The sequence below is a fragment of the Pseudoalteromonas sp. EB27 genome, assembly GCF_001974875.1.
GTDB lineage: Bacteria > Pseudomonadota > Gammaproteobacteria > Enterobacterales > Alteromonadaceae > Pseudoalteromonas.
The window spans coordinates 153975-178775 of record NZ_MTQD01000002.1 but is presented as its reverse complement, the minus strand read 5'-3'; the positions used below and the strand labels follow the sequence as shown (position 1 = coordinate 178775).

Genomic DNA, 24801 nt, shown 5'->3' with positions numbered 1-24801 from the left:
AATGCAAAATCCAGCTTATTTTGGCGAGTTTGGCGGTATGTTTGTACCCGAGTTACTTGTCCCTGCGCTTAAGCAGTTAGAAAACGAATTTAACAAAGCACAAAAAGATCCTGAGTTTCAGGCAGAGCTAAGTAAATTATTAAACGAGTATGCGGGTCGTCCTACCCCACTTACTTTAACGCGCAATTTAGTTAAAAACCCAAAAGTAAAACTGTATCTAAAGCGTGAAGACTTACTACACGGCGGCGCGCACAAAACGAATCAAGTACTTGGCCAAGCGTTACTTACTAAGCGCATGGGTAAAAAACAAGTTATTGCTGAAACCGGTGCCGGTCAACACGGTGTTGCAACCGCGCTTGCATGTGCATTACTGGGTTTAAAGTGTCGTATTTATATGGGCGCAAAAGACGTTGAACGTCAGCAACCTAACGTATTTAGAATGAAGTTGATGGGCGCAGAGGTTATTCCGGTAACAGCGGGTTCTGGTACATTAAAAGATGCCGTAAATGAAGCGCTGCGTGACTGGTCAGCAAACTACCAAGACGCGCATTACTTGCTAGGTACTGCCGCGGGTCCTCACCCATTCCCAACAATTGTACGTGAGTATCAAAAAATTATTGGTGAAGAAGCCAAGCAACAAGTCCTTAAAGCCGAAGGTCGTTTACCTGACGCGGTTATTGCCTGTGTGGGCGGTGGTTCAAACGCAATTGGTATGTTTACCGACTTTATTGATGAGCCAGGCGTTAAATTAATTGGTGTTGAGCCCGCTGGTAAAGGTCTTGATACAAATGAACACGGCGCAACAATTTGTAAAGGCACTAAAGGTATATTACACGGTACTTATACGTATATTATGCAAAATGATGATGGCCAAATTGAAGAATCTTACTCGGTATCTGCTGGTCTTGATTACCCAGCTGTTGGTCCTCAACATGCATTTTTACACGAAACTGGTCGCGCGCAATACGTTGGCATTACAGATACTGAAGCGCTAGATGCGTTTCAATCACTTGCCAAAAATGAAGGGATCATTCCGGCACTTGAATCAAGCCATGCGTTAGCTTATGCACTTAAGTATGCAGAAGAGCAAACCGAACAAAGCGTTATAGTTATTAATTTAAGTGGTCGTGGCGATAAAGATTTAGCACACGTTCACAATGTACTATCTGAAAGAGGTCAGCTATGAGCCAAGTAAAAACGGATCGTTACGGCAAAATGTTTGCAGCGCTTAACGAGCAAAAACAAGGTGCATTTGTACCATTTGTAACAATTGGCGATCCAGGCAAAGCGCAAAGCATTGCGATTATTAAAAGCCTAATTGACGGCGGCGCTGATGCGCTTGAGCTTGGTATTCCGTTTTCTGACCCAATTGCAGATGGACCAGTAATACAAAAAGCGAATATTCGCGCTCTCGATGTGCACATTAATACACAAGATTGCTTTGATATTATTAAAGAAATACGTGAGTATAATGCCGATATCCCAATTGGTTTATTACTATATTCAAACCTTGTGTTTAAGCGCGGTATAGAAGCATTTTACAAAGATGCAAAAGCGGTAGGCGTAGACTCAATTTTAGTGGCAGATGTACCGCTACATGAATCTAAAGTGTTCAGAAAGTCAGCAATGGATAACGGTGTAGACCCAATTTTTATTGCAACACCAAATGCCGATGACGACACACTTCGCCAGTGCGCCTCTTACGGTCGTGGTTACACGTATTTACTATCGCGCGCAGGTGTTACCGGTACCGATACTAAAGCACAAATGCCAGCGGGCAACATTGTTACTAAATTAAAAGAATACCACGCAGCCCCTGCTCTTTTAGGGTTTGGCATTTCAACGCCAGATGATGTAAAAGCGGCTCTTAATGCAGGAGCAGCCGGTGCTATTTCAGGCTCAGCCGTGGTTAAAATTATCGAAGCTAACCTTAATGATTTACCGACAATGACCGCTCAGCTAAAAGCTTTTGTAGCCGATATGAAAGCAGCTACATCGCTTTAAGGTAACTCGGGCGTGTTTTATACGCATTAAAAAAGGGCATTTAAAGTGCCCTTTTTTGTTTTTTAAAAAGCAACTTAGTGAGCTTGGTGTTTACCCTCTAAAATCTCTTCAATAAATTTAGCATTAAATGCTTCTAAATCGGCTGGGCTTCGGCTTGTTACTAAGCCTTTATCTACACATACTTCTTGGTCGACCCAATTAGCGCCTGCATTAATTAAATCGCTTTTAATACTTGGAAAAGAGGTAATGGTGCGGTCGCGCAATTTATTAATTTCAGCTAGTAACCACGGTGCATGGCAAATTGCAGCAACGGGTTTATTTTTTTCTGCGCCAAAAAAGCCATCAATAAAGGCTTTAGCATCTTTATCTTGGCGTAAACTGTCTGGGTTAAATAAACCACCAGGAAGCATAAGCGCGTCATAGTCAGCGGGATCTGCGTTCGTGACTAGTTTATCTACTGTTACTTTATCGCCCCACTTGTCTTCGTCCCAGCCCGTAATTTGGCCTTCTTTAATTGATACTATTTCGATGTTTGCACCGGCATCAAGTAATGCGCTGCGTGGAGATAACAGCTCACTTTGCTCAAATCCATCAGTGGCTAAAATTGCAATTTTTTTGCCTTGTAAACGTGTGCTTGTTTGTAATGTACTCATTGAGATCTCCTTTTTCTTGAAAAATATATTCGAAACACATAGTTAAAAAAGCACAATGCATGCCGAAAACAAGCACTTGAAAATAAAGGAGTTAATCTAATTGAAGTTTATAGTGCTATGTAAATCATTTAGACAATATGAATAATCTACATAAACAAGATACAGCACAGGTTTGGTACTCGATGATTAAATACTGAAGCTTCACTTCTCGCGTGAGCAAGTTTGGCGCCTACAACTAACACTCGGCATTATGTTTATCCTTGTAGGCGCGCAACTTGTTGGCGTTTAAAAACACAATTTTTTATGATGGGTGATTAAGTAATTAGAAGCTGCGCTTCTCGCGTGAGCAAGCTCAACGCCTACAACTAACACTCGGCATGTGTTTATTTTTGTAGACGCACAACTTGTTGGCGTTTAAAAACGCAGTTTTTGTGATGGATGGTTAAGTAATTAGAAGCTTCGCTTCTCGCGTGAGCAAGTTCAGCGCCTAAAACTCATGCTCGGCATTATGTTTATTTTTGTAGACGCACAACTTGTTGGCGTTTAAAAACGCAGTTTTTGTGATGGATGGTTAAGTAATTAGAAGCTGCGCTTCTCGCGCGAGCAAGCTCAACGCCTACAACTCATGTTCGGCATTATGTTTATTTTTGTAGACGCACAACTTGTTGGCGTTTAAAAACGCAGTTTTATGATCGGTGATTAAGTAATCAGAAGCTGCGCTTCTCGCGCGAGCAAGTTTGGCGTCTACAACTAACACTCGGCATATGTTTCTTTTTATAGACGCACAACTTGCTGGCGTGATGGGCAAAGCCCATAATTTTATGTTTAATAGCTCCAATCAAAGCTCAATCAACGACCTAGCTAAATAATGCTATTTAAAGTAGATCTTTTAACGCTTTGGCAGGCTTAAAAACAGCTTTGTTTGCGCCTTCTATTTCAATCGCTGCGCCTGTTTGCGGGTTACGCCCAGTACGCGCTGGATAGTAACTTAGTGCAAAAGTACCAAAGCCATTAATTTGAACCTGATCCCCCTCAGAAAGCGATTTAGTAATTACTTTTTGCAAGCTTGAAAGTGCCGCTTGAGAATCTTTTTTTGTTAATTCACTCTTGTGTGCAATGGCAGCAACGAGTTCTGCTTTATTCATTTTAGGCTCCTAAATACACGCCAAATCAGTGTTGGTTAAGCGTGGGAATATGATGATATAAAAAGTACCAAACCAAATTGGCAATAAAGCCACGCAGGCTAAGGGTTACAGGGCAACAAGTCAACCTTGTAGTTGCTAAGCTTTATGTGGTAAAAAGCCTTTGACTCTTTTTCGTATAATTTAGGTAGACTATGCACGCATTAATTGAATACATCCCACTCATACTGTTTTTTGCAGTATTTAAGCTAGTCGATATTTATTGGGCTACCGGTTTATTAATGGCCACTACGCTTATTCAAGTTGCTTATAGCTACTTTAAACATGGCTCTGTGCCAACTCGTCAGTGGATATTTTTCGGCATTGCTGCTGTGTTTGGTACGTTAACGCTGGTACTTCATGATGAGCAATACATAAAATGGAAAGCAACGATAATATACGCAGGTTTAAGTTTAACGTTACTTGTTAGCCGTTATGTACTTAAAAAAAATCTCGTTAAAAAAGCGCTTAGTTCAATACTCGAAAATGCTAATGATACAAAACAAGCCATTGTAGTCCCAGAACCGTTATGGGATAAACTTAACCTGATGTGGGTTGTAATTACTGCTGGCATCGCAGCGTTGAACATTTATATTGCGTATAATTTTTCGCTCGACTTTTGGGTCAACTTCAAAGTATTTGGTTTAATGGGCATTACCTTTGTGAGTATTTTTGCCACTATTATTGCCTTGTACAAATACCTCCCTAATGAAGAAGAACCAGTAAAGTAATTTATAGATAACTAATATCGTCATAAAAATGTCGTCTTTGCTTGTTAGTTTGTAAAAAAAACAAGTTGAGACGACCTTGAACGCCAATCAATACCGCTGGTTTGAATTTACCCTCATTTTTGTATTGCTGCCTTTGCTGGGCTTTGTATTACGCGATCATTTAGCTAACTGGCTTATTCCTGCGCTTATTATTTTAATGAGTGTGTGTTGTATGTTGCTACTGGGCGATCCCCATTTTAAACGTTTTAGACTCACAAGCCTTGGGCAGTTTTCTGCTGTTAAAAAACGTTTGTTTAGCTTCTTTTTTTTAGGTGCGTTGTTTTCGGGTATGTTTTACGGGATTATTCATCAAGGAAACTGGTTTACCCTTCCCCGCAACTCGTTTAATGATTGGCTTTTACTGTTGTTGCTCTACCCAATACTGTCGGTTATTCCTCAAGAGTTAATATTCAGAACGTATTTTTTTCATCGTTATAAGCGCATCATGCCCAAAAAAGCAGTACGTATTATAGTTAGTGCGAGTGTATTTGCGTTGGCGCATATTGTTTATGCAAATTGGATTGCAGTAGGTTTGGCATTTTTGGGCGGTTTACTGTTTGCTTATACCTATGCACAAAGCCGCTCAACCGTTGTGTGTGTTATTGAGCATAGCTTATGGGGGCTTTGGATGTTTACACTCGGGATCGGCAGCTATCTTGATTCAGGCGCATTTAACTAATATAACAAGCAAGAAAAAATCCGATACTAGAAAACTAATATCGGATTTTGAATATTTCTAAAGCCACTTAACTAATCGTTAAAACGCTTCTTAACTGTTCGGCCTTAAGCGAATGCTAGGCTTTAAAATATTTAATCAAGTAGTTAAAATAATGATTCAAACTCACCATTTGGAAATAAAACACCAGGAATACCACGTACTGCAGTAACATCAGCTAGTTTAGTATCACCAAAATATAAACCGCCACTGTAATTACGACCCTTTTGCTTTACATCTAACCAACGTCCATTTTCGCCTTTCGCTATTAGATTAATGTTGCCACTAACATCACGAATACGTAAATCTAACGCACGATTTTTTATGCTAACAAATATATCTGTAGAGGTAAGTTCTGATAAGTTTTCAACATCGCCCACGTAAGCAAACTTAAAATCGCTTGCACCACTTAAAGGAAAATCTAATTCAAAAGTAAATGCTAAATCGTCATTATCTTCACCAATAAAAGGCGAAGCCTCTACTGCTGTGATATGAAATGCAGTGTTTTGAATGTCGCTCACGTAATCACCATTAAAATCAAAAGTAGATAACGTTGTAGACTCTTCACCTAATGAATTAACAAAACGATTTAAGTTTAGTGATAAATCGCCTTCAAGTTTACCAGCGGCTTTATCGATAATTACATTCGTAGTTACCTGTGTAATACCTGTATCGGCTTCTGGGTTTAATTCACTTTGAGCATCTATGCCATCAAACTCAATCAGCAACTCACTTACATCAACACTTAATACCGTAGTACCATTTGTAACAGTAGCGCTCATTATACCTTCAATTTTATTACCTAACACACCACTTACTCTAAATGTGGGAATTGATAAATCAATTGTTATAGGTAACTCATCATATGTGCCAGTTATAGCCCAAGTATAAGGTGATTGGCTGTAATCAATATCTAAGTCACGAAGTTTATATTGTCCTGATGGTGTAGAGCCATCAGCTAGTGGTGAATAATTTGTAATAACTTCGTTTAAAGCATTAGTAAGTGCATCAAGGGTTCTTTGTGTGTCTTCATCAAACGCATCTTCAAGCTCAGCAAATTTTACGTCTAATTCATCTGAATAGCTTTTTTCTTGAAGTCTTGCAGCACCTATAATATTTCGTGTATCAACAAGTAACTCTCTTGAATCTAAGCTTTGAACTTCTGTTGAGCGAGCCTGCCAATTTGTAAATGTAGTTACACTTGCGATCGTTTGCTTAACTTGACCTGCAACGTTTGGTAGTAATCCATTTCCTTGGTCGCTAAATAAGTTATCTGTAACATACTGCGCTGCTAAATCGCTATAATCTTCCCATGCCTGTTGGTCAGTCTCTGAGTTAGTAAATGCATTAAAAGCACTTTCAACACTAAACGTACTATCAGCAACACCAGCTAAAATTGCTGCGTAAGTAAATGCATTAGTAACCATTTCTGCTTCAACACTTGCATTTAAATTGCTGTGCGTTAAATGATAAAAAGGCGTGGCTGATAAACTAGCTTGCGTAGCACTAAAGCCTTCATCTGTAATTGCTTTACTTAATGGCGATAAATAAACCGTATTTACACCCGGTGCACTAAATGCATCTGCTTTGTAATTAAGAGTAACGGCTGTCAATTCTTGGTAGTCGATTAAACGGTTTGCGTTTAAGTCATTTACATCACCACGGACTGTTCTGCCACAACCTGTAAAGCGCGGACAAGGTAGAGCCATATCACTCGGTATAAACTCAAAACTATTAAAAGTAAGTGGAGTTACACTTACACTCACAGTATTAATGTTTTCGACTTCAATTGATTCTTGCACCACCCCATCGCTATCTAAAACATTAAGCGTGCCCTGTGGTGATTGCCAATTAGATACATAAAAACTCACAGAAGAAGATGTAGCAATTTCACTCACTGCAACAGATTCTGAACTGTCACTGTCTGATGAAGAACCACAACCTACTAATGCAATAGCTACCCCTAAAGGTATAATTTGTTTTAACATCTTCATTCCTTAAAACTTAATGTTCACGTACCAATTCACATTCGCATAATAGGCTTTATCTAAATCTAGGCTATCAGTTTGTAAATTAAGACCAAAATATTCGTTTTCTATACCAACTAAAAATGCTTCACTTTTTGTTTCGTAGCCTGCTTGCACTCTCCAATGATCCCAAAAGTGAATACGGCCTTTTAATTGGCTAAACGTGTCTTTGTCGTATCGTTTTAAAGTTAACTGAGTTGAAAACCGATCGTTTATTCTGTAATCAGCAAATGCTTGTAGACGCATTTCCATTTCGAAATCATGAGATACCGTATTTCCAAATGCAGATGTTTTTAATGAAACTGTTGGCTGAGTAATAATATCGCCGTTGTCATCTTCGCTAAATGGAATTTCAGTAGTTTGCCCTTTTACGGAGCCACTGTCTTCATACTCTGTTTTATAGAGCAAATCTTTTACGCTAAAGCCAACCTGAAGCTCATCGTTTACTTGCCAATCAGCAAAAATATCTAGGCTATAGCCAAGGCCTTCAGGTTTTTCTGAAGGTGAAAACTTTTTAAATAATATATCTTTTGAAAAGTTGTAATCAACCGTTACAGCACCTTCAACTTCATCACTATAAATTTCACCATTTACAATCGCGTCTTGATAATGCGAGCTAGCAAAAACAGATAGTTTAGGTGTTATTGTTAATGCATTTTTATCTAAAAATTTAAAGTCATAAGATACAAACACACCATTAGAGGTTGCTTGTTTAGCATCAAGGTAATAAGTATAAAATCTGTCTTCAAACTCTAAATCATTTTTTTCAGTATGGGTATATTTAGCTGTATCAGGATCAAAGTTAAGAACATAGTCGTAACGACTCTGTAAACCTACTTTAAAATTACCGTAGCCAACACCTACTTCAAATATATTATAGGTAAATGCACTGTCACCCGATTTTAATGGTGCATCAAAATCATCTACAAAGGCTTGTACTGGTTGTGCTTCAGTATAAATTTCTGCGTCAAAATGAGTAAATATTTGAAATTGGTTATCTGCGGAAGCAAGAGGAGAAATAAGAGCTGTTGAAAATCCTAACAAGAGAATTTTTTTTTTCATAATTTGATCGCTTTCTATAAAAAAAGGGAAAAGCATTGCTTTCCCCTTTTATAGTTTAAATATTACTTAGATGAATCAATTAAATCAACATCAGTGTAATCAACTACATCACCATCAATGTAAGTAATTGAAAGACCATTAGTTGTTTTAGCTGCAGTACCAAAAGACATCATCATCTCATTGTACATAGCCATAACGTCACCAGTGTAACCTGCACTTTCATTACCAGTAATAGACAATGTGTAACCCATTGCATTATTTACTGTAATATCTAAAGCACTTGCTTCTTCCATGTCGCTGTCGATGAATGTAGTCATTACTTTAAAGTCTACATCACCAGAAACACCCTCTAATGTAATAGAGCCTGAATCTGTTGCATCATCAGCAGTAAGACTTAACATACCAGTAAAGCCAGAATCGCCATCCATGATTTCAACATGGTTAGTGGTTTCAGTCATTAAGATTTCTGCATCATCTACATTATCAGCAGTCACTGCGCCATCAAAAGTAAATACTAAACATGAATCGATTTGAGTAGCATCAATTGTACCGGCTGCAAAATCAACACAATCTGTAAGTGCTTGTGTTTGTGTAGCAGCAGTAACAAGCTCAACAGATACGTCATTCTCACCTTTTAATGTAGCGCCCCAAGCAACAACAAGCTTGTCACCTTCATAAGAAGCCGCTGCATTAATCATCTCACCTGTAGTAGCATTGCTAAGCATTAGCGTAAGATCATCTAAGCTGTAAGCATAGTCCCAATCAGCATTGCGAGTTGATGTGCCTGTACCTGAGTTATTACCCATTTCAGCTAATTCATCAATTACGTCTGCAAGAATGTCTGCTGCATCAGCAACTGCATCAGCACCAGTGCCTGTAAGCACAGTCATAGTCGATAATGACTCTGATGTAGCTTTAACAGAAGTTAGTACTTCAAGTTTAGCAACTGCAGTTTCAGCAGCAAGTTGTAAGTTATAAGCTGTTACAAATTGCTCGCTAGCTAGTTCACCTTGAGCTACAGCAGCTGTTTGCATTGCTGTAAGCGCATCAATCATTGCTTGTGCGCCTTCGCCTTCAAGGTCTAGGTAAGCATTAGCAGCAACAAGTGCTTGCTCAATAGCAATTTCAAGTGCATCAACAGCAGCAGCAAAATCAGACGCTGCAGTAACGGCAGTCATTGCAAGCTCAAGAGCTTCAGTTGCGTTTGCAGCTGTATCTATCATTGCACCTTCTGCGTTAGCAAGTGCGCTTGTAGAAGCCGCTTCAGCTGTGTCTGCTACTGATTTTTTCTCATCAGCAACGTCTGCAGTGTCTTCAGCAACTAATTTTGCTGCAGCAAGAGCAACATCAAACGTTTCAATCGCAGCTTCTGCTTCAGCTACTAGTGCAGCTAATGCTAAGTCGTATGCAACTGTGTCAGTTACAGCTACAGATGCATCTGTTTGTAACAACGTTGCAGAATCAAGTATTTGTTGGTAATCAGAGCTTTGAGTAACTAAAGCATTTGCAGCAGTTACATAGCCTTGTGATTTAACAAAAATAGAACCCGCTTTAGCTGCTAAATCAGCTGTAGTAGCTTCGTTTTTAAGTAATGTAACAGCGCTTACAAATGCAGCTGCGTTATCAGCTGTAAGAGCGTCGCCACCCATTGCTTGAACATCTGCAAGTGAACTTTGAGCTGTTTCAATGTTCATTTCTAATGTAGTAAGTGCAGTTTGAGAAGCTGTAATTTCTACTGTTAAAGCAGCTGCTAGAGCAGTATAAAAGTCATCTCCAACTGTACATTCTGCGCCAGTACAACCAATTACTTCTAGTGCTTTTTTAACTTTTATTGCAGCGGCCGCAAGACCTGCATCAGTTGCTGCACCATTTTTAACAGCTTTATCTTTAGCAGCTTTTGCTTTTGCTGCAATACCTACTGAGTTAGCTGCAAATGCATCAATTTGTGCCTGTGTTGCACTAGGGTTGTTAGCAGTGAATGCCGCTTTTAAAGCGTCTTCAATTGCAGTTTCATCACCCGTTGCTACAGCAACAAAAATGTTTGCAGTATTTGTAATAGCTGTTTGTAACATTGTAGCTATTGCAGCAATACCAGCGTCAGTATTACCTTTAAACTGGCCAGACTTAATACCTGCAGCAATACTGCTCATTACATCACCAATTGAAGGTAAACCTTGAATTGAAGATGAAAGTTGTGCAATTGCTAAAATACCGTCTGTAAGTTCTTCTTCGCCATCAACGTCACTTAAATCTACAGCGCCGCCGTTAGATAAATCACCTATAATAGCTGAAAGTAAAAGTGCTGCGTCTTGACCCATTACTTGTACAACAGTATTTAGGCTAGCTGTAGCAATAGCGTCTTCATCTACACTTGAACCTGAGTCAAGAAGAAGAGCCGCCACTAACGATGTTAAGAAAGTAACATTAGCTTTGTAAGAACTTGCAACATTAAGGTCGCCAGCTGCACCACTTACTCCAGATGTATCTGCTTCAACAGCTGGGATAAATTTAACAACTGAAAGCTCTAGGTCAGTTTTGTACCATTCGCCAAACTCAATCGCAGTATCGCCATCATTTACATCATCTGCTTCTGGCGCTACATCGTAATCGCCACAACCTACGTAAGCGTCACAACGTAAAAAGCTATCATCGCCTTCTGCAGATGTTTTAACTGTAATGTAAACTGGTCCAGTAAAGTCATCATCTAGGTAGATGCTGTAACGGCCGCTTTCATCAGTTAGCACTTCAGGGTTAGCCGCAATTTTGCTTGCTTCTACTGCAGCATCTGCAGCATCTTGTGATAGTGCTTCTTCAGAAAAAGACTCTGCTTCTGCTGAAGCAGCTGAGCGAAACGCAACAGGAACGCTTTGACCAGATGCATCTAAAGTCATTACAGTTACTACTGCACTTTTCATTGAACCTTTAACAGCTTTACCCGTTACTTCAATGTTGAACTGTGCATCACCTGTTGCAGTAAAAGCTTCTACAGGTGTAACAGGAATGTTTCTGTCATTGTCCGAACCACATGCTGTTAAGCCTAATGTAAGTGCAACTGAAGCTGCAATAGGTGTAAATTTGATCGTACGCTTTACCATTTATTTCTCCTTGATAGCCTGGAATGAGTATCAGAAATTAGTTTAGTTGATAGTGGCTTGTGTAAGCTTTTATGTTTAAAAAGCATTAAAAAAGTACACAATCATAACCTTTGTTACCAGAACATTAAAAATACCATTAAGCTATGTAGTTATGCTACATATTTATACATTTTATAGAAGTATTTATCTTTATTCTATGAGCTACTTCTTTATCAGCATCTCTATTATTCAATAACCTATAGACACTCATAAAGAACCAGCACATATTGATACAATATATTCACTTTATTAAATGAATATTACATATAATCTAGTTTGTTAATTATATTCTTCAAGTAAATGCGATGGATGAGTGCTAAAAAAGAGGATAATTCGAAAAATTAATGAAAAAGGATTGTTTATATCAAAGGTTAGTCGGTTTTACTTTAGCTAAGCAAACGTTTATAAAACTTGTTTACTTAACTAAAATAAATGTTTAGTTGTGCTTAACTTAGGCACTGGTTAGTAAGGCACTCTTACAACCCCCTCCATTAATACACGCGCACTTCGGCTCATACTTGCTTTGATAACTTGCCAATCACCATTTATATTTTTAGCCTCAGCACCTACTTTTAGGGTACCTGATGGGTGACCAAAGTTAACTTCAATTAATGCGCCGCCACCAGCAGCTATATTTACGAGTGTGCCTTCAATTGCTGCAGCAGTGCCAATAGCAACCGCAGCTGTGCCCATCATGGCATGGTGCAGTTTACCCATCGACATAGCGCGTACTAACAAGTTGATATTTGCAGCTTCAATAATTTTACCGCTAGATGCTTTGTAATCTAAAGGAGCGGCAACAAACGCAACCTTTGGCGTATGTTGACGAGCTTGCGCTTCATTAATGTTAGTAATTAAGCCCATTTTAACAGCGCCGTAAGCACGAATGGTTTCGAGCTTTTCAAGCGCTGCAACATCATTATTTATATCGTCTTGCAGCTCTATGCCGGTATAGCCAATATCAGCGGCGTTAATAAATACAGTAGGAATACCTGCGTTTATCATTGTTGCTTTTAAAGTACCAACACCCGGTACTTTTAAGTCATCAACTACGTTACCGGTTGGAAATAACGCGCCATCGCCATCAGCGGGGTCTATAAATTCAAGTTTTACTTCAGCTGCTGCAAAGGTAACGCCATCGAGCTCAAAGTCGCCGGTTTCTTGCACTTCGCCATTGGTCATAGGGACATGCACTAATATGCTTTTTTTAATATTAGCCTGCCACACACGCACAATAGCAACACCGTTATTAGGTAATCTGCTTTTATCGACCAAACCATTACTAATAGCAAAAGCACCCACTGCTGACGTTAAGTTGCCACAGTTACCGCTCCAATCCACAAACGGTTTATCTATCGCCACTTGACCAAACAAGTAATCCACATCGTGATCAGTTTGCTCACTTTTACTTAGGATTACAGTTTTACTAGTACTTGATGTAGCGCCGCCCATGCCATCCGTTTGCTTAGCATACGGATCGGGGCTGCCAATAACGCGCAGTAATAAATTATCCCGCGCCTCGCCTGCTACTTGAGTAGGCTTCGGCAAGTCAGTTAAATTAAAAAAAACACCTTTACTGGTGCCGCCACGCATATAGGTTGCAGGCACTTTAATTTGCGGTTTAAACATAATATTTGCCCTTATGCAGATTGCGTTGCTTCTAAAAAGTCTTGAGCAAAGCGTTGTAACACGCCACCAGCAGCATATATAGAAAGCTCTTCTTGGGTATCTATTCGGCACTTCATAGGCACAGTAAGTACTTCACCGTCTTTACGGGTAATAATTAAATTAACAGTAGCACCTGGTTTCAAATCACCTGCTACATCGTACGTTTCGCTGCCATCCAGCTTTAGAGTTTTACGGGTTGTGCCCACTTTAAATTCAAGTGGTAAAACACCCATCCCAATTAGATTAGTACGATGAATACGCTCAAAACCTTCAGCTGCTATTACTTCAACGCCTGCAAGCCTTACACCTTTTGCCGCCCAATCGCGCGACGAACCTTGACCGTAATCGGCACCGGCTACAATAATAAGCGGCTGTTTACGCTCCATGTAGGCTTCGATTGCTTCCCACATACGTGTGTTAGTGCCTTGTGGCTCTAATCGTGCGTACGAGCCTTGTTTAATATCACCGTTTTCGTCAAGCACCATTTCGTTAAGCAGCTTTGGATTAGCAAAGGTTGCGCGCTGCGCTGTTAAATGATCGCCTCGGTGCGTTGCATACGAGTTATAGTCTTCTTCTGGCACATTCATTTTAGTCAGGTACTCGCCAGCGGCACTGCTTGCCATAATCGCGTTTGATGGCGATAAATGATCCGTTGTGATGTTATCGCCAAGTACAGCAAGCGCACGCATACCGGTCATTGTGCGCTCACCAGCAAGTGCACCTTCCCAATAAGGCGGGCGACGAATGTACGTACTTTCTGGGCGCCAGTCGTAAAGTGGGTCGTTATCTTCACCGTAATCTACGGTTAAATTAAACATCGGCTCGTATACTTTTCTAAACTGCTCTGGCTTAACGCTTTGCTTAATTACTGCATCAATCTCTTCATCTGATGGCCATAAATCTTTAAGCGTAATATCGTTGCCTTGTTGATCTTGTCCTAGTATCCCTTTTTCAATATCAAAGCGAATAGTACCCGCAATGGCGTACGCAACAACTAAAGGAGGTGACGCTAAAAATGCTTGCTTAGCATAAGGATGAATACGCCCATCAAAGTTACGATTGCCCGAAAGCACCGCTGTAGTGTATAAATCGCGATCAATTACTTCTTTTTGAATAACAGGGTCAAGGGCACCGCTCATCCCATTACAGGTGGTACACGCAAAACCAACAATGCCAAAGCCAAGTTGCTCAAGCTCTGTTAGTAGGTTTGCATCTTCAAGGTACGATTGCACCGCTTTTGAGCCTGGTGCTAATGAGGTTTTAACCCAAGGTTTGCGCATTAAACCCTTAGCATTTGCGTTACGGGCAAGTAGTGCAGCGGCAATTACATTACGCGGGTTACTCGTATTAGTACAGCTAGTAATAGCGGCAATAATACATGCGCCATCTGGCATTAAGCCTTCTTCGTTTTCAACAACACCCGAAATACCTTCTTTAGCTAAATCGCTTGTCGATACTCGGCGGTGTGGATTAGATGGACCCGCAATATTGCGCCCCACGCTTGATAAATCAAACTTAAGTACACGCTCATATTTTACAGTTTTTAAGCTATCGCTCCAAAGGCCTGCTGTTTTTGCGTAGTTTTCTACAAGGGCAATTTGCTCTTCTTCACGACCTGTTAAACGCAAGTAATCTATTGTTTTATCATCGATATAAAACATGGCTGCGGTTGCGCCAAATTCAGGTGTCATGTTCGAAATAGTTGCTCTGTCGCCAAGAGTAAGCGCGTCGGCACCTTCACCGTAAAACTCTAAATAAGTAGAAACAACACGTTGCCCGCGTAAAAACTCAGTAATAGCTAGCACAATATCGGTTGCGGTAATACCTGGTTGGCGCTTGCCTGTTAGCTCAACACCTACAATATCGGGTAAACGAATATAAGAAGCACGACCAAGCATTACGCTTTCAGCTTCAAGCCCGCCTACGCCCACAGCAATAACGCCCAGCGCATCAACATGTGGCGTGTGGCTGTCGGTACCTACTAGTGTATCGGGGAATGCAACCCCATCTCGGTTTTGAATAACCGGCGACATTTTTTCAAGATTAATTTGATGCATAATGCCGTTACCCGGTGGAATAACGTCAATATTTTTAAATGCAGTTTTAGTCCAGTTGATAAAGTGAAAACGGTCATCATTTCGTCTGTCTTCAATCGCGCGGTTTTTTTCAAATGCGTCAGGATCAAAACCGGCATGCTCTACCGCTAACGAATGATCCACTATTAACTGCGTGGGTACCACAGGATTCACTTTTGCCGGGTCACCGCCTTTGGCTGCAATTGCATCACGAAGCCCTGCCAAATCCACAAGCGCTGTTTGCCCTAAAATATCGTGGCAGACCACACGCGCCGGATACCACGGAAAATCTAAATCTTGCTTTCGCTCAATTAGCTGATTAAGTGCATCGGTTAACATGGCAGATTCGCATCGGCGCACTAGGTTTTCGGCAAATACACGCGATGTATAAGGCAGCGTGGCGTATGCACCTGGCTTAATTGCATCTACGGCTTCTTGCGTATCGTAGTAGTCGACATTTGAGCCCGGTAGAGGTTTACGGTATTGGGTATTGTTAATTATGGTCATGGTAAAGGTTCGCTAATTTGGTGACGGATGTAATACCAATTTTATTGAGAGTGCAATTGGTATTTTTCAAGAAAGGCTTTAGGTTTGTAGTTGTTTTTATTATATAAAGCATTAAAGCCGTAAAAGGTGAGCCATTGGCTCACCTTAGTTAAAAATAATTAACTTCTTGACTCTATTGGTGTGTAACTGCGTGCATCAGGCCCTGTGTAATCGGCACTTGGGCGGATAATACGGTTGTTAGCGCGTTGCTCTTTTACATGTGCAGTCCAACCAGTAACGCGGCTCATTACAAATATTGGCGTAAATAATTTTGTCGGAATATTCATAAAGTGATAAGCAGATGCATGGAAAAAATCGGCGTTACAAAACAGCTTTTTCTCTCGCCACATAATCTCTTCACAACGAACTGACACAGGGTAAAGCACTGTATCGCCTACCTCAGCCGCTAGTTTTTCAGACCATTTTTTAATAATTACATTACGTGGATCAGATTCGCGATAAATCGCATGACCAAAGCCCATTATTTTGTCTTTACGTTCAAGCATGCCCATTACTTCTTGCTCAGCATGCTCTGCACTTGTAAAACCTTGAATCATATCCATAGCCGCTTCGTTGGCGCCGCCATGTAATGGCCCACGTAACGTACCAATCGCACCGGTCACACAAGAGTGAATATCAGAGAGTGTTGATGCACACACACGTCCCGTAAAGGTAGATGCGTTAAACTCGTGCTCTGCGTATAAAATTAGTGAAACGTTCATCACTTGTGCGAATAACTCGCTTGGTGCTTTGTCGTGTAACAGCGTTAAAAAATGTGCGCCAACAGAGTCGTCATCTGTTTGTGTTTCAATGCGTACGCCGTCGTGTGTAAAGCGGTACCAGTAACAAATAATACTTGGGAACACAGCAACCATACGGTCGATTGCATCATTGGCTTCGCTAAAATCATTTTCCATTTCAAGGTTACCCAACATTGAGCAGCCCGTGCGCATTACATCCATTGGATGCGCGTCTTTAGGAATATTTTCAAGCACAGTTTTAAGTGCATCTGGTAAGCCGCGTAAACTTTTAAGTTTAGCTTTATATTCTGCCAATTCGCTTGTGGTTGGTAACTCACCGCGTGAAAGTAAAAAAGACACTTCTTCAAACTGTGCTTTTTCGGCAAGTTCGCTAATATCGTAACCACAATACGTTAAACCAGAACCACTTTGTCCAACAGTACACAATGCTGTTTGACCAGCCACTTGTCCGCGTAAACCCGCGCCGCCTAATGCTTTATCTACCATGATCTTCTCCTATCTTAAATTTGTGTGTGATTGTATTATTTGTCAGATTTTGATGAAAAAAGTGTATCGAGTGTGTTCTCGTACGTGTGGTAATCTAAAAAGTCGTAGAGCTCAGAACGCGTTTGCATATTTTCAATTTGGCTTTGTTGCGAGCCTTCATTTAAAATTGCTGAATACACGTTAAGTGCTGCTTTGTTCATGGCTCTAAATGCACTCAATGGGTAAAGCACCATTTCAACACCTACATCATTTAGCTGCTCTTTTGTGTAAATAGGTGTTTGGCCAAACTCAGTGATGTTTGCCAAAATTGGAACGTTAATCGCTTTTGCAAATGCTTGGTAATCAGCAAGGTCGTGTACGGCTTCTGCAAAAATAGCGTCAGCACCGGCTTCAACACAGGCAGCTGCACGGTCAATAGCAGCATTTAAACCTTCTTTTTGAAATGCATCAGTACGCGCCATAATATAAAAATCGCTATCGGTTTTTGCATCAACCGCTGCTTTAATGCGGTCAACCATTTCACCTTGGCTTACAATTTCTTTATTAGGACGATGGCCACAGCGCTTTTGGGCTACTTGGTCTTCTATATGAAAACCCGCCGCACCGGCTTTAGTCATTTCTTTTACTGTGCGTGCAATGTTAAACGCGCCACCCCAACCGGTATCGGCATCAACAAGTAGTGGTAAATCGCTCGCCCCCGTAATACGGCGAATATCTTCAAGCACGTTATCAAGGCTTGTCATACCCAAATCAGGCATACCAAACGAGGCATTTGCAACACCGGCACCTGAGAGATAAATAGCTTGGTGGCCCATTTTTTCTGCCATCATCGCTGTGTAGGCGTTAATAGTACCTACCACTTGTAACGGGCGGTTATTGGCAATAGCGTGTTTAAACTTTAATCCTGCTGACATTACTTTCTCCTCACTTTGAACGGTTGCTACGTGGAGTAACTTATAGTTTTAATATGTAATTGTGACTGTTTAACTGCTCTTGCTAGCTTTTAGCAGTTAATAAATCAAATTTGGTTTGAATATTTGCTTGCGATGCACTGATGTGGCGCTTCATTAACATTTCGGCCAGTTCGCCGTCGTGGTTTTCAATGGCGTTAATAATAGCTAAATGCTCATCAAACGCTTTTGATACACGCGGCCCCACCATGCCCATTTGTACACGGTACATGCGTATTAATTGATAAAGCTCATTACACAGTAAATGAATTAAATGCGCGTTTTTACTGCCTTGAATAATACGATAATGAAAATCTAAATCGCCGGCTTCTTGATAATAAGATTCGCCCTCTTTAACACGTTGCGTTTGTAGGTGCTGATTAAGTAATTGCTTTAAGCCTTTTACTTCTTCGGGTTCCATATTGTCGGCAGCAAGCCTACATGCTAAGCCTTCAAGTGAGCTGCGAACTTGATAAACTTCAATCAAACGCTCAGCGGTAAGGGCTACTACCCGGCAACCTACGTTAGCTTTACGCTCAACAAGGTAACAACTTTCTAGGCGATTTAACGCCTCTCTAAGCGTTGCACGGCTTACACCATAACGTTTGGCAAGTTCAGGCTCTGATATTTTACTACCTTGAACTATGCTGCCCTCAACAATCTCACGGCGCATATCTACAAATACTTGATCTGATGCGGTAGTTATAGGCGCTTCGTTTAAAAATGTGTGTGTCATAGGTTATTTTTTAGATTGTCGACAATTAATGTGGTTACTATGGGCTTATTAAAAAATCATGTCAACCCTTAAACCTATCAAAAAGACTAAAAAACACACTCATTGTCGACACTATCAACCTAAAGTCGCATAAAAATGGCTTTAAAATGGACTAACATAGTGAAGTGTCGACAGAGTAATAAATCAGATGTTACGCTTTTTAGCGCTGAAAACACCTCGCATAAATGCTATTATCGCGCTTTATTTTTATAGTATGAGCTAACGCGTGAACGCCAACACTTTTATTCCTGAGCACTTTATTGACGACGTAAAAACCTATTTACCAGCGCATCTAAACTTAGATGACTTTTTAAATGCGTGTCGCAGGCCCCTCAGAAAATCTATCCGCGTTAATACATTAAAAATTAGCATTGAAGAATTTGTAAAACGTGCAACTGAAAAAAATTGGGTGCTAACCCCAATCCCTTGGTGCAGTGAAGGCTTTTGGTTAGAACGTCCCGAAGATGAAGAGCAAAACCTAGCCCTAGGTAATACCGACTTACACCTAAGTGGTGCTATGTACGTGCAAGAAGCAAGTTCAATGCTGCCGCCTATCGCATTAAAGCAAAGTATTGAACTCGCAGACTCTCAAAATAATTTCGTGCTTGATATGGCATCAGCACCGGGCTCTAAAACATCGCAGCTTGCAGCACTTATGAATAACCAAGGTGTACTTGTTGCAAATGAGCTTTCGTCATCACGCCTAAAAGTACTTAGCGCGACACTCAAACGTATGGGGGTTGGTAACTGTGCGCTCTCGCACTTTGATGGCGTTATATTTGGCAACTACATGTTTGAATGCTTTGATAGCATATTGCTAGACGCGCCCTGCTCTGGCGAAGGGACTGTACGTAAAGACGCAGACGCCCTTAAAAATTGGTCAATAGAATCAAACATACAAATAGCCCAAGTACAAAAAGACTTAATTAAAAGCGCATTTTACGCATTAAAGCCAGGTGGCACCTTAGTGTACTCAACTTGTACACTTACCCCGCTCGAAAACCAACAAGTGTGCGATTATTTACTGAGTGAATTTGGCGACTATATAACGCCTGAGTCCCTAAGTGATTTATTTGAAGGTGCAAGTAAAGCAACAACAAGTGAAGGCTATTTACATGTATGGCCGCAAACCTTCGATAGCGAAGGCTTTTTTATCGCTAAATTTAAAAAGCACACTAGTTGCAACAACCCAAATCAAACAGTTAAAAAAGGTGCGTTTCCGTTTAACGAGTTTGATAAAAAACAAAGTGCCTCGTTTATGCAATCGCTTAAAAAGCACTTTGGGTTAACCACCTTGCCAGGCAATTTAATGCAACGTGATAAAGAACTGTGGTTATTTCCTGAGGGGTTTGAAGCCGCACAAAACAAAATTAAGTACGCACGCTTAGGTATTCAAATTGGAATTATTCATAAAAACGGCGTAAGGCTGACGCACGAGTTTGCAACCGTATTTGGCAATGAGTGTAAAACCAATGTATTTGCTTTAAATAACGAGCAAGCAAATGATTATTTTCAAGGTAAAGATATACGCTTAACTGAGGCAACTCAAACAATAGGTGAAGTGGTATTAACGCTGTGCGGCTGCCCTATTGGTTTAGGTAAATGGCAAAAAAATAAGATCAAAAATTCACTGCCACGCGATCTAGTGCAAAATACGCAGTTAATAAGCTGGGGTTAAACTAAAGTACAAATTACACATAATTAATCTAATCCTTTGTTATCAAATGTAACCAGGTGGCAAAATTAGTTATGCTTTATTGAGTAGCTTTACTATAGTTTTAAGTACTTTCTTCTTCTCCCTAATGAACCAGAAAGTTTTTAGTTAACGCTAGACTCAATTTAGAGTCACTTTATAGCCCAGAGGTTTTTATAAACCTCTGGGCAATTTTTTGCGCAGTATAATAACAATTTAGCTTTACCAAAAAACAAGTATTCATAAAGAAGTGATGAGACGCTGCGCTTTTAGAAAAGTGATAAATCAGTTAGTTGAATAGATCACTTGGTGTCTGCTCATTCATCCTCATTAACTTCTCTTTGTGCAATTGTTTTTTCAGATTTAACTTTAACGTGAACCTGCTTCACGATTACAAGTAAACACAAAACTCTTGTAGAGATAAAGTACGAGCTGCTTGCTGCTGTCTAATACAACGCTTTTACCAATAAGACAATTATTCACAAAGAGGTTATGAGTCACTGCGCTTTTAGAGAAGTGATAAATCAATTCGTGAATAGCTTACTTGGTGTCTACTCATTACTCCTCATTCTCTTTGAGCAATTGGTTTTTTACATTTTACTTTAACGTAAACAAACTCAGCGCATTCAAAGCCAACCTAGTTACAATGTTTTTTAAACATCCACCTTGTTCTAACGGCTTCAAAGTGGGGGCCAAATTTAAGCGATAAACATAAAATAGGCAAAGCATCAACTTGCTTAGCCACATCAAAAATTTGATAAAATTTATAACCATATTTAACGGCTAAATTTAGTTCAGCAACATACAATGCTTTATACTTTGGAGGGAGTTGCTGCCAGTTCATTAGCACTATTTGAATAATCCCAAGCTGCACATCAAACTTGTACGGCCCAAATTTTTTAGCTTGCTGAATATACTCATATACGCGCTCTGTCGGCCCTTCTTGATAACTAACTACTTGTGCCAGTGCAATCCACGTTTCTGACCATGTTTGCCTTAACTCTAATGATTTTAATAAATTTTTTTCTGCTTGTTGATAAACCAAAAGCTTATTCTTATTTTGGCCGCTAGTTACAGCTAGATTGAGCATTTTTATATAAGCACTTAACTGCCAGTAATGAGGCTGTAAAGGGTCTTGGCTTGTTGCATATGTAATTGCCTTATCTGCAAGCTCTAGCTCTTCAGGAGTAATTGTGCTTACAGGCTGCTTTAAAATATTGACTGCATTAAAATACCATGTATTTGCACGCATACTTTGTAAACTCTGATAACCTATAACTAATGTAATAACTGCAAGCATGGCAATTTGTGTGAGGCGGTTTGTATTTAAATTACTCATTAAACAACGACTCTGTTAAACGTTTAGGATTAGTAAAAAACAAATTATGTGCATCATTTTTACCTATCAACTCGCTCACTATTTGCTTAGCTTTACTCAAAATAGGCGGCCTGCGCTTAACTGAATGGGCATCAGATGCAACATAAGTTACTAAACCGTTTTTTAGCATATCTAGACTAATATTTTTTGCAGTTTCGCCCCATGCACCTTCAATGCTTGACGCTGTTAACTGAAACTCACACCCTAATTGCTTTAAACGTTCAATATAAAAAGGGTTTGCTTGAATATCGCGATTACGCTCAGGGTGAGGAATAATCACCTTTATATTTTGTTTAGCTAGCCAATTTATAAACTTATCGTAACCTTGCGGTACATGCGAGTGCGGGAGTTCTAATAATAAATAATTTACTGAATTAAGCGTACCAATAAACGGGAGTTTATTACCAAGCACTAAACTCATTAGCTCTACATCAAGCCTAACTTCAGCGGCCACAGCTAGTTTAATACCAATATTATTTACTAATGCCTGTGCTTTTAAATTAGCAAGGTCGCTATACAATTGCGAAGCCGAATTATTAAATCGCCCAATATGTATATGTGGCGTGGCAACCATATGAGTTATTCCATCATTTTGCGCAATAGTTAATAGTGCTAAAGATTCATTTAAATCTTTAGCACCATCATCAATTCCTGGCAAAATATGGGAATGAATATCAATCATAGATTTGTATTTAACTATGCATTAGGTTGTTCAGGTTTTTGCGAGTAATCGTAATAGTCGTAGTAACCATGGCTATGCTGGTCTTTACTTTTACTCATATCTACTTGGTTAAGCACAATACCTGCAACATGCGCTTTAGCTTCAAACAAGCGCTCAATACCTGCTTTAATAGGTTTAATCCGCGTAATATCCGACTTAACAACATAAATTACCGAGTCTGTACTTTGCGCAACAACTAATGCATCACTCACGGCTTGTGTTGGTGGTGTATCTATAATTATATGGTCATATTGAGCTTTCAAGCCATCAATTACTTCATTAAAGCGCGCGTTAGATAAAAGCTCTAACGGGTTACTAGGAATCTGACCACTTGGCATAATAGTTACGCCTGACTGCACATCAACATGTATACACTCACTTAACTGCTCCGTGCCTACAATTAAATTACTTAACCCTGGGTGAAATACCGGAATATCAAAGCGCTTAGCAATACTTGGTTTTCGTAAATCAGCATCAATTAGCAATACTTTACCCATTTGCGCAAGCGACATAGCTAAATTAGCTGAGGTCGTTGTTTTCCCCTCACCCGGAGCACTTGATGTAACAGCGATTACTTTATGATCGCGCTCTAACTGAGTTAATAGCAAACTAGTTCTGAACGTTCGTACCGACTCTGCAAAACGCCTGTAATTATCATTAAGATAGGCATGAATCGGAAAAACACTCTTCTTAGGCATTGGTACATGGGGTAAAAGCCCAAGCATACGCTGGGCAAGCTTACTTTCAACGTCATTTTTGGTTTTAACAGTGTCGTTAAGGGCGTCAAATATAAAGCTCATTACTACTGCAAAACCAAAACTTGCCACAAAAGCTAAAATAACAATAAGCTTTTTATTCGGCTTCGCTGGTTGATTTGGTGCATAGGCACGATCCGTAAAGCGTGCTGCCGCCGAGCTAAAATCGCTTGTTACTTCGGTCTCTTTTGAGCGAGATAAAAACGTATTAAAAATATTACGATTAGTCTCAACTTCTCGTTTTAGTTGGTTATATTGGGTTTCTTTACGAGTAATATCTTGATATTCAGCACGAATTTTAACTAGGTCACGCTCAAGCGCACTTACAGTGCGTGTTATACGGTTTAGCTCTTTTTCAATGCCAGTAATAAGACCCTTAATTTGCTTATTTAAATTATTTTTTACAGTAGCAAGCTCAGCTTTAGCCGAGATAATTTTCGGGTGTTTAGGCCCATACACTTCACCTAAGTCACTTAATTTGCGTTCTACTATAACGACTTCACGCTTTACGTTTTGTATAACTTGGTGTGATGTAATTTCAGGCATGCTGCCTAAAAGCTCTAAGTTATTATTACCGTATTCACTTATTACACGGTTAATACTCTCAAGGTTGTTTTTTTCATTACGTGCAACAATTAACTGCTGCGATATCTGTTCAAGCTCTTGCGTAGCAAGCCCTGCTATACCTTCAATATCTACAAGCTTTTGCTGCTCTCGATAAGCTTGCAGGCGCACTTCTGAGTCATCAAGCTGAATTCGCAATTGTGATAAGCGTGTATTTAGCCAACTAGATGCTTGTTGAGTAATACCCATTTTTGCGCGCATTTGGCTATTAATATAAACCTCACCAACTGTGTTAGCTACGAGTGCAGCTAATTTAGGATCGCTTGATTCAAAACTAACCATAACTAGCTGAGTATTACGAATAGGCGAAACTGAAAGACGGGATTTAAAAGCGCCTAACAAGCCAAGCATTTCACGATCAGCTTGATCCTCAGGTGAATATACAGTTTTTTCTTTTTTATTTAAAAAAGGGAGTTGCTGTTTTATAGCTGTTTTCAGTTCACCTAAAACAGATGGTTTCCCAATAAAGTCTGGATGTGCTTTTAAATTAAGTTTGGTAATTACCTCACGGGCAATACTGTCAGACTTCATTACTTCAAACTGAGTAAGGTAATACTCCTTTTTAGTAGAGTCTAAGCCGTATATTTCATCAAAACTCACTGCTTTAGTTTGCTCTGCCTCAATAAGTAAAGTAGCCGTTGCAATATATTTAGGTGCTAAGGTTAAAGCAACCATAATAGTTAGTAATGTAACAACGATCGAAAAACCCAAAATACGCCATTTGGCGCGTTTAATTACATTAATATATGCACTTAAATCAATAATGTCTTCATTATTGGTTAGAGTTTCATTTATTTGGTTCATTAATTACTGCCTTGTAAAC

Annotated in this window: 18 protein-coding genes; 5 read left to right on the top strand and 13 right to left on the bottom strand. The window is 39.8% G+C overall.

Annotation, left to right across the window (positions count from 1 at the left end):
* Position 1 precedes the first annotated feature (1 nt).
* Positions 2-1186: a tryptophan synthase subunit beta gene (trpB, locus tag BW142_RS03380; RefSeq protein ID WP_024599347.1), complete on the top strand. Its 1185-nt coding sequence runs from the start codon at positions 2-4 to the stop codon at positions 1184-1186.
* Positions 1183-2004 (top strand): tryptophan synthase subunit alpha, encoded by an 822-nt coding sequence (gene trpA / locus BW142_RS03375; protein ID WP_076923881.1) that lies wholly within the window; start codon positions 1183-1185, stop codon positions 2002-2004. Before trpB ends, trpA begins: the two co-directional genes overlap by 4 nt.
* 74 nt (positions 2005-2078) lie before the next feature.
* Here trpA and BW142_RS03370 read toward each other — a convergent pair whose 3' ends face one another.
* Both BW142_RS03370 and BW142_RS03365 read right to left on the bottom strand, forming a co-directional pair.
* The gene (locus BW142_RS03370) at positions 2079-2657 is read right to left on the bottom strand and encodes a type 1 glutamine amidotransferase domain-containing protein (RefSeq protein WP_007582489.1); all 579 of its coding nucleotides are present in this window, start codon (positions 2655-2657) and stop codon (positions 2079-2081) included.
* Between the two features lie 875 nt (positions 2658-3532).
* Positions 3533-3802 carry an HU family DNA-binding protein gene (locus tag BW142_RS03365; protein ID WP_007375441.1) on the bottom strand — a complete coding sequence of 90 codons (270 nt, stop codon included), beginning with the start codon at positions 3800-3802 and terminating at the stop codon, positions 3533-3535.
* A gap of 191 nt (positions 3803-3993) precedes the next feature.
* Here BW142_RS03365 and BW142_RS03360 point away from each other — a divergent pair, with 191 nt between their 5' ends.
* Positions 3994-4569, top strand: a complete 576-nt coding sequence (locus BW142_RS03360; protein WP_076923880.1) for an inner membrane-spanning protein YciB — start codon at positions 3994-3996, stop codon at positions 4567-4569.
* Positions 4570-4645: 76 nt separating this feature from the next.
* The gene (locus BW142_RS03355; RefSeq protein ID WP_076923879.1) at positions 4646-5287 is read left to right on the top strand and encodes a CPBP family intramembrane glutamic endopeptidase; all 642 of its coding nucleotides are present in this window, start codon (positions 4646-4648) and stop codon (positions 5285-5287) included.
* Between the two features lie 143 nt (positions 5288-5430).
* Here BW142_RS03355 and BW142_RS03350 read toward each other — a convergent pair whose 3' ends face one another.
* The 8 genes from BW142_RS03350 to BW142_RS03315 form a co-directional block, all read right to left on the bottom strand.
* Positions 5431-7311: a hypothetical protein gene (locus tag BW142_RS03350; protein WP_076923878.1), complete on the bottom strand. Its 1881-nt coding sequence runs from the start codon at positions 7309-7311 to the stop codon at positions 5431-5433.
* 9 nt (positions 7312-7320) lie between these two features.
* Positions 7321-8412 (bottom strand): hypothetical protein, encoded by a 1092-nt coding sequence (locus tag BW142_RS03345; RefSeq protein WP_024599342.1) that lies wholly within the window; start codon positions 8410-8412, stop codon positions 7321-7323.
* Between the two features lie 62 nt (positions 8413-8474).
* Entirely contained in the window at positions 8475-11507 is a 3033-nt protein-coding gene (locus BW142_RS03340) for a hypothetical protein (protein WP_076923877.1), read from the bottom strand.
* A 501-nt stretch (positions 11508-12008) separates the two neighbouring features.
* The gene (gene prpF / locus BW142_RS03335; RefSeq protein WP_076923876.1) at positions 12009-13175 is read right to left on the bottom strand and encodes a 2-methylaconitate cis-trans isomerase PrpF; all 1167 of its coding nucleotides are present in this window, start codon (positions 13173-13175) and stop codon (positions 12009-12011) included.
* A gap of 11 nt (positions 13176-13186) precedes the next feature.
* On the bottom strand, positions 13187-15796 hold the full coding sequence (gene acnD / locus BW142_RS03330) for a Fe/S-dependent 2-methylisocitrate dehydratase AcnD (RefSeq protein ID WP_076923875.1): 2610 nt from the start codon (positions 15794-15796) through the stop codon (positions 13187-13189).
* A 158-nt stretch (positions 15797-15954) separates the two neighbouring features.
* Positions 15955-17082 carry a 2-methylcitrate synthase gene (prpC, locus tag BW142_RS03325; RefSeq protein WP_076923874.1) on the bottom strand — a complete coding sequence of 376 codons (1128 nt, stop codon included), beginning with the start codon at positions 17080-17082 and terminating at the stop codon, positions 15955-15957.
* A gap of 35 nt (positions 17083-17117) precedes the next feature.
* Positions 17118-17996 (bottom strand): methylisocitrate lyase, encoded by an 879-nt coding sequence (prpB, locus tag BW142_RS03320; RefSeq protein ID WP_076923873.1) that lies wholly within the window; start codon positions 17994-17996, stop codon positions 17118-17120.
* Positions 17997-18078: 82 nt separating this feature from the next.
* Positions 18079-18768 carry a GntR family transcriptional regulator gene (locus BW142_RS03315; RefSeq protein ID WP_024590401.1) on the bottom strand — a complete coding sequence of 230 codons (690 nt, stop codon included), beginning with the start codon at positions 18766-18768 and terminating at the stop codon, positions 18079-18081.
* Positions 18769-19033: 265 nt separating this feature from the next.
* Here BW142_RS03315 and rsmF point away from each other — a divergent pair, with 265 nt between their 5' ends.
* The gene (gene rsmF / locus BW142_RS03310) at positions 19034-20485 is read left to right on the top strand and encodes a 16S rRNA (cytosine(1407)-C(5))-methyltransferase RsmF (RefSeq protein ID WP_076923872.1); all 1452 of its coding nucleotides are present in this window, start codon (positions 19034-19036) and stop codon (positions 20483-20485) included.
* 652 nt (positions 20486-21137) lie between these two features.
* On the opposite strand, the gene BW142_RS03305 is transcribed toward rsmF, so the two are convergent.
* From BW142_RS03305 to BW142_RS03295, 3 genes are read right to left on the bottom strand one after another with little or no spacing between them, the layout of a single operon-like run.
* Complete coding sequence (locus tag BW142_RS03305) at positions 21138-21839, bottom strand: VpsP family polysaccharide biosynthesis protein (RefSeq protein ID WP_076923871.1); 702 nt, start codon at positions 21837-21839, stop codon at positions 21138-21140.
* Positions 21832-22560: a CpsB/CapC family capsule biosynthesis tyrosine phosphatase gene (locus BW142_RS03300; protein WP_076923870.1), complete on the bottom strand. Its 729-nt coding sequence runs from the start codon at positions 22558-22560 to the stop codon at positions 21832-21834. Before BW142_RS03300 ends, BW142_RS03305 begins: the two co-directional genes overlap by 8 nt.
* Positions 22561-22574: 14 nt before the next feature.
* Positions 22575-24782, bottom strand: a complete 2208-nt coding sequence (locus BW142_RS03295) for a polysaccharide biosynthesis tyrosine autokinase (RefSeq protein ID WP_076923869.1) — start codon at positions 24780-24782, stop codon at positions 22575-22577.
* Positions 24783-24801: the final 19 nt, after the last annotated feature.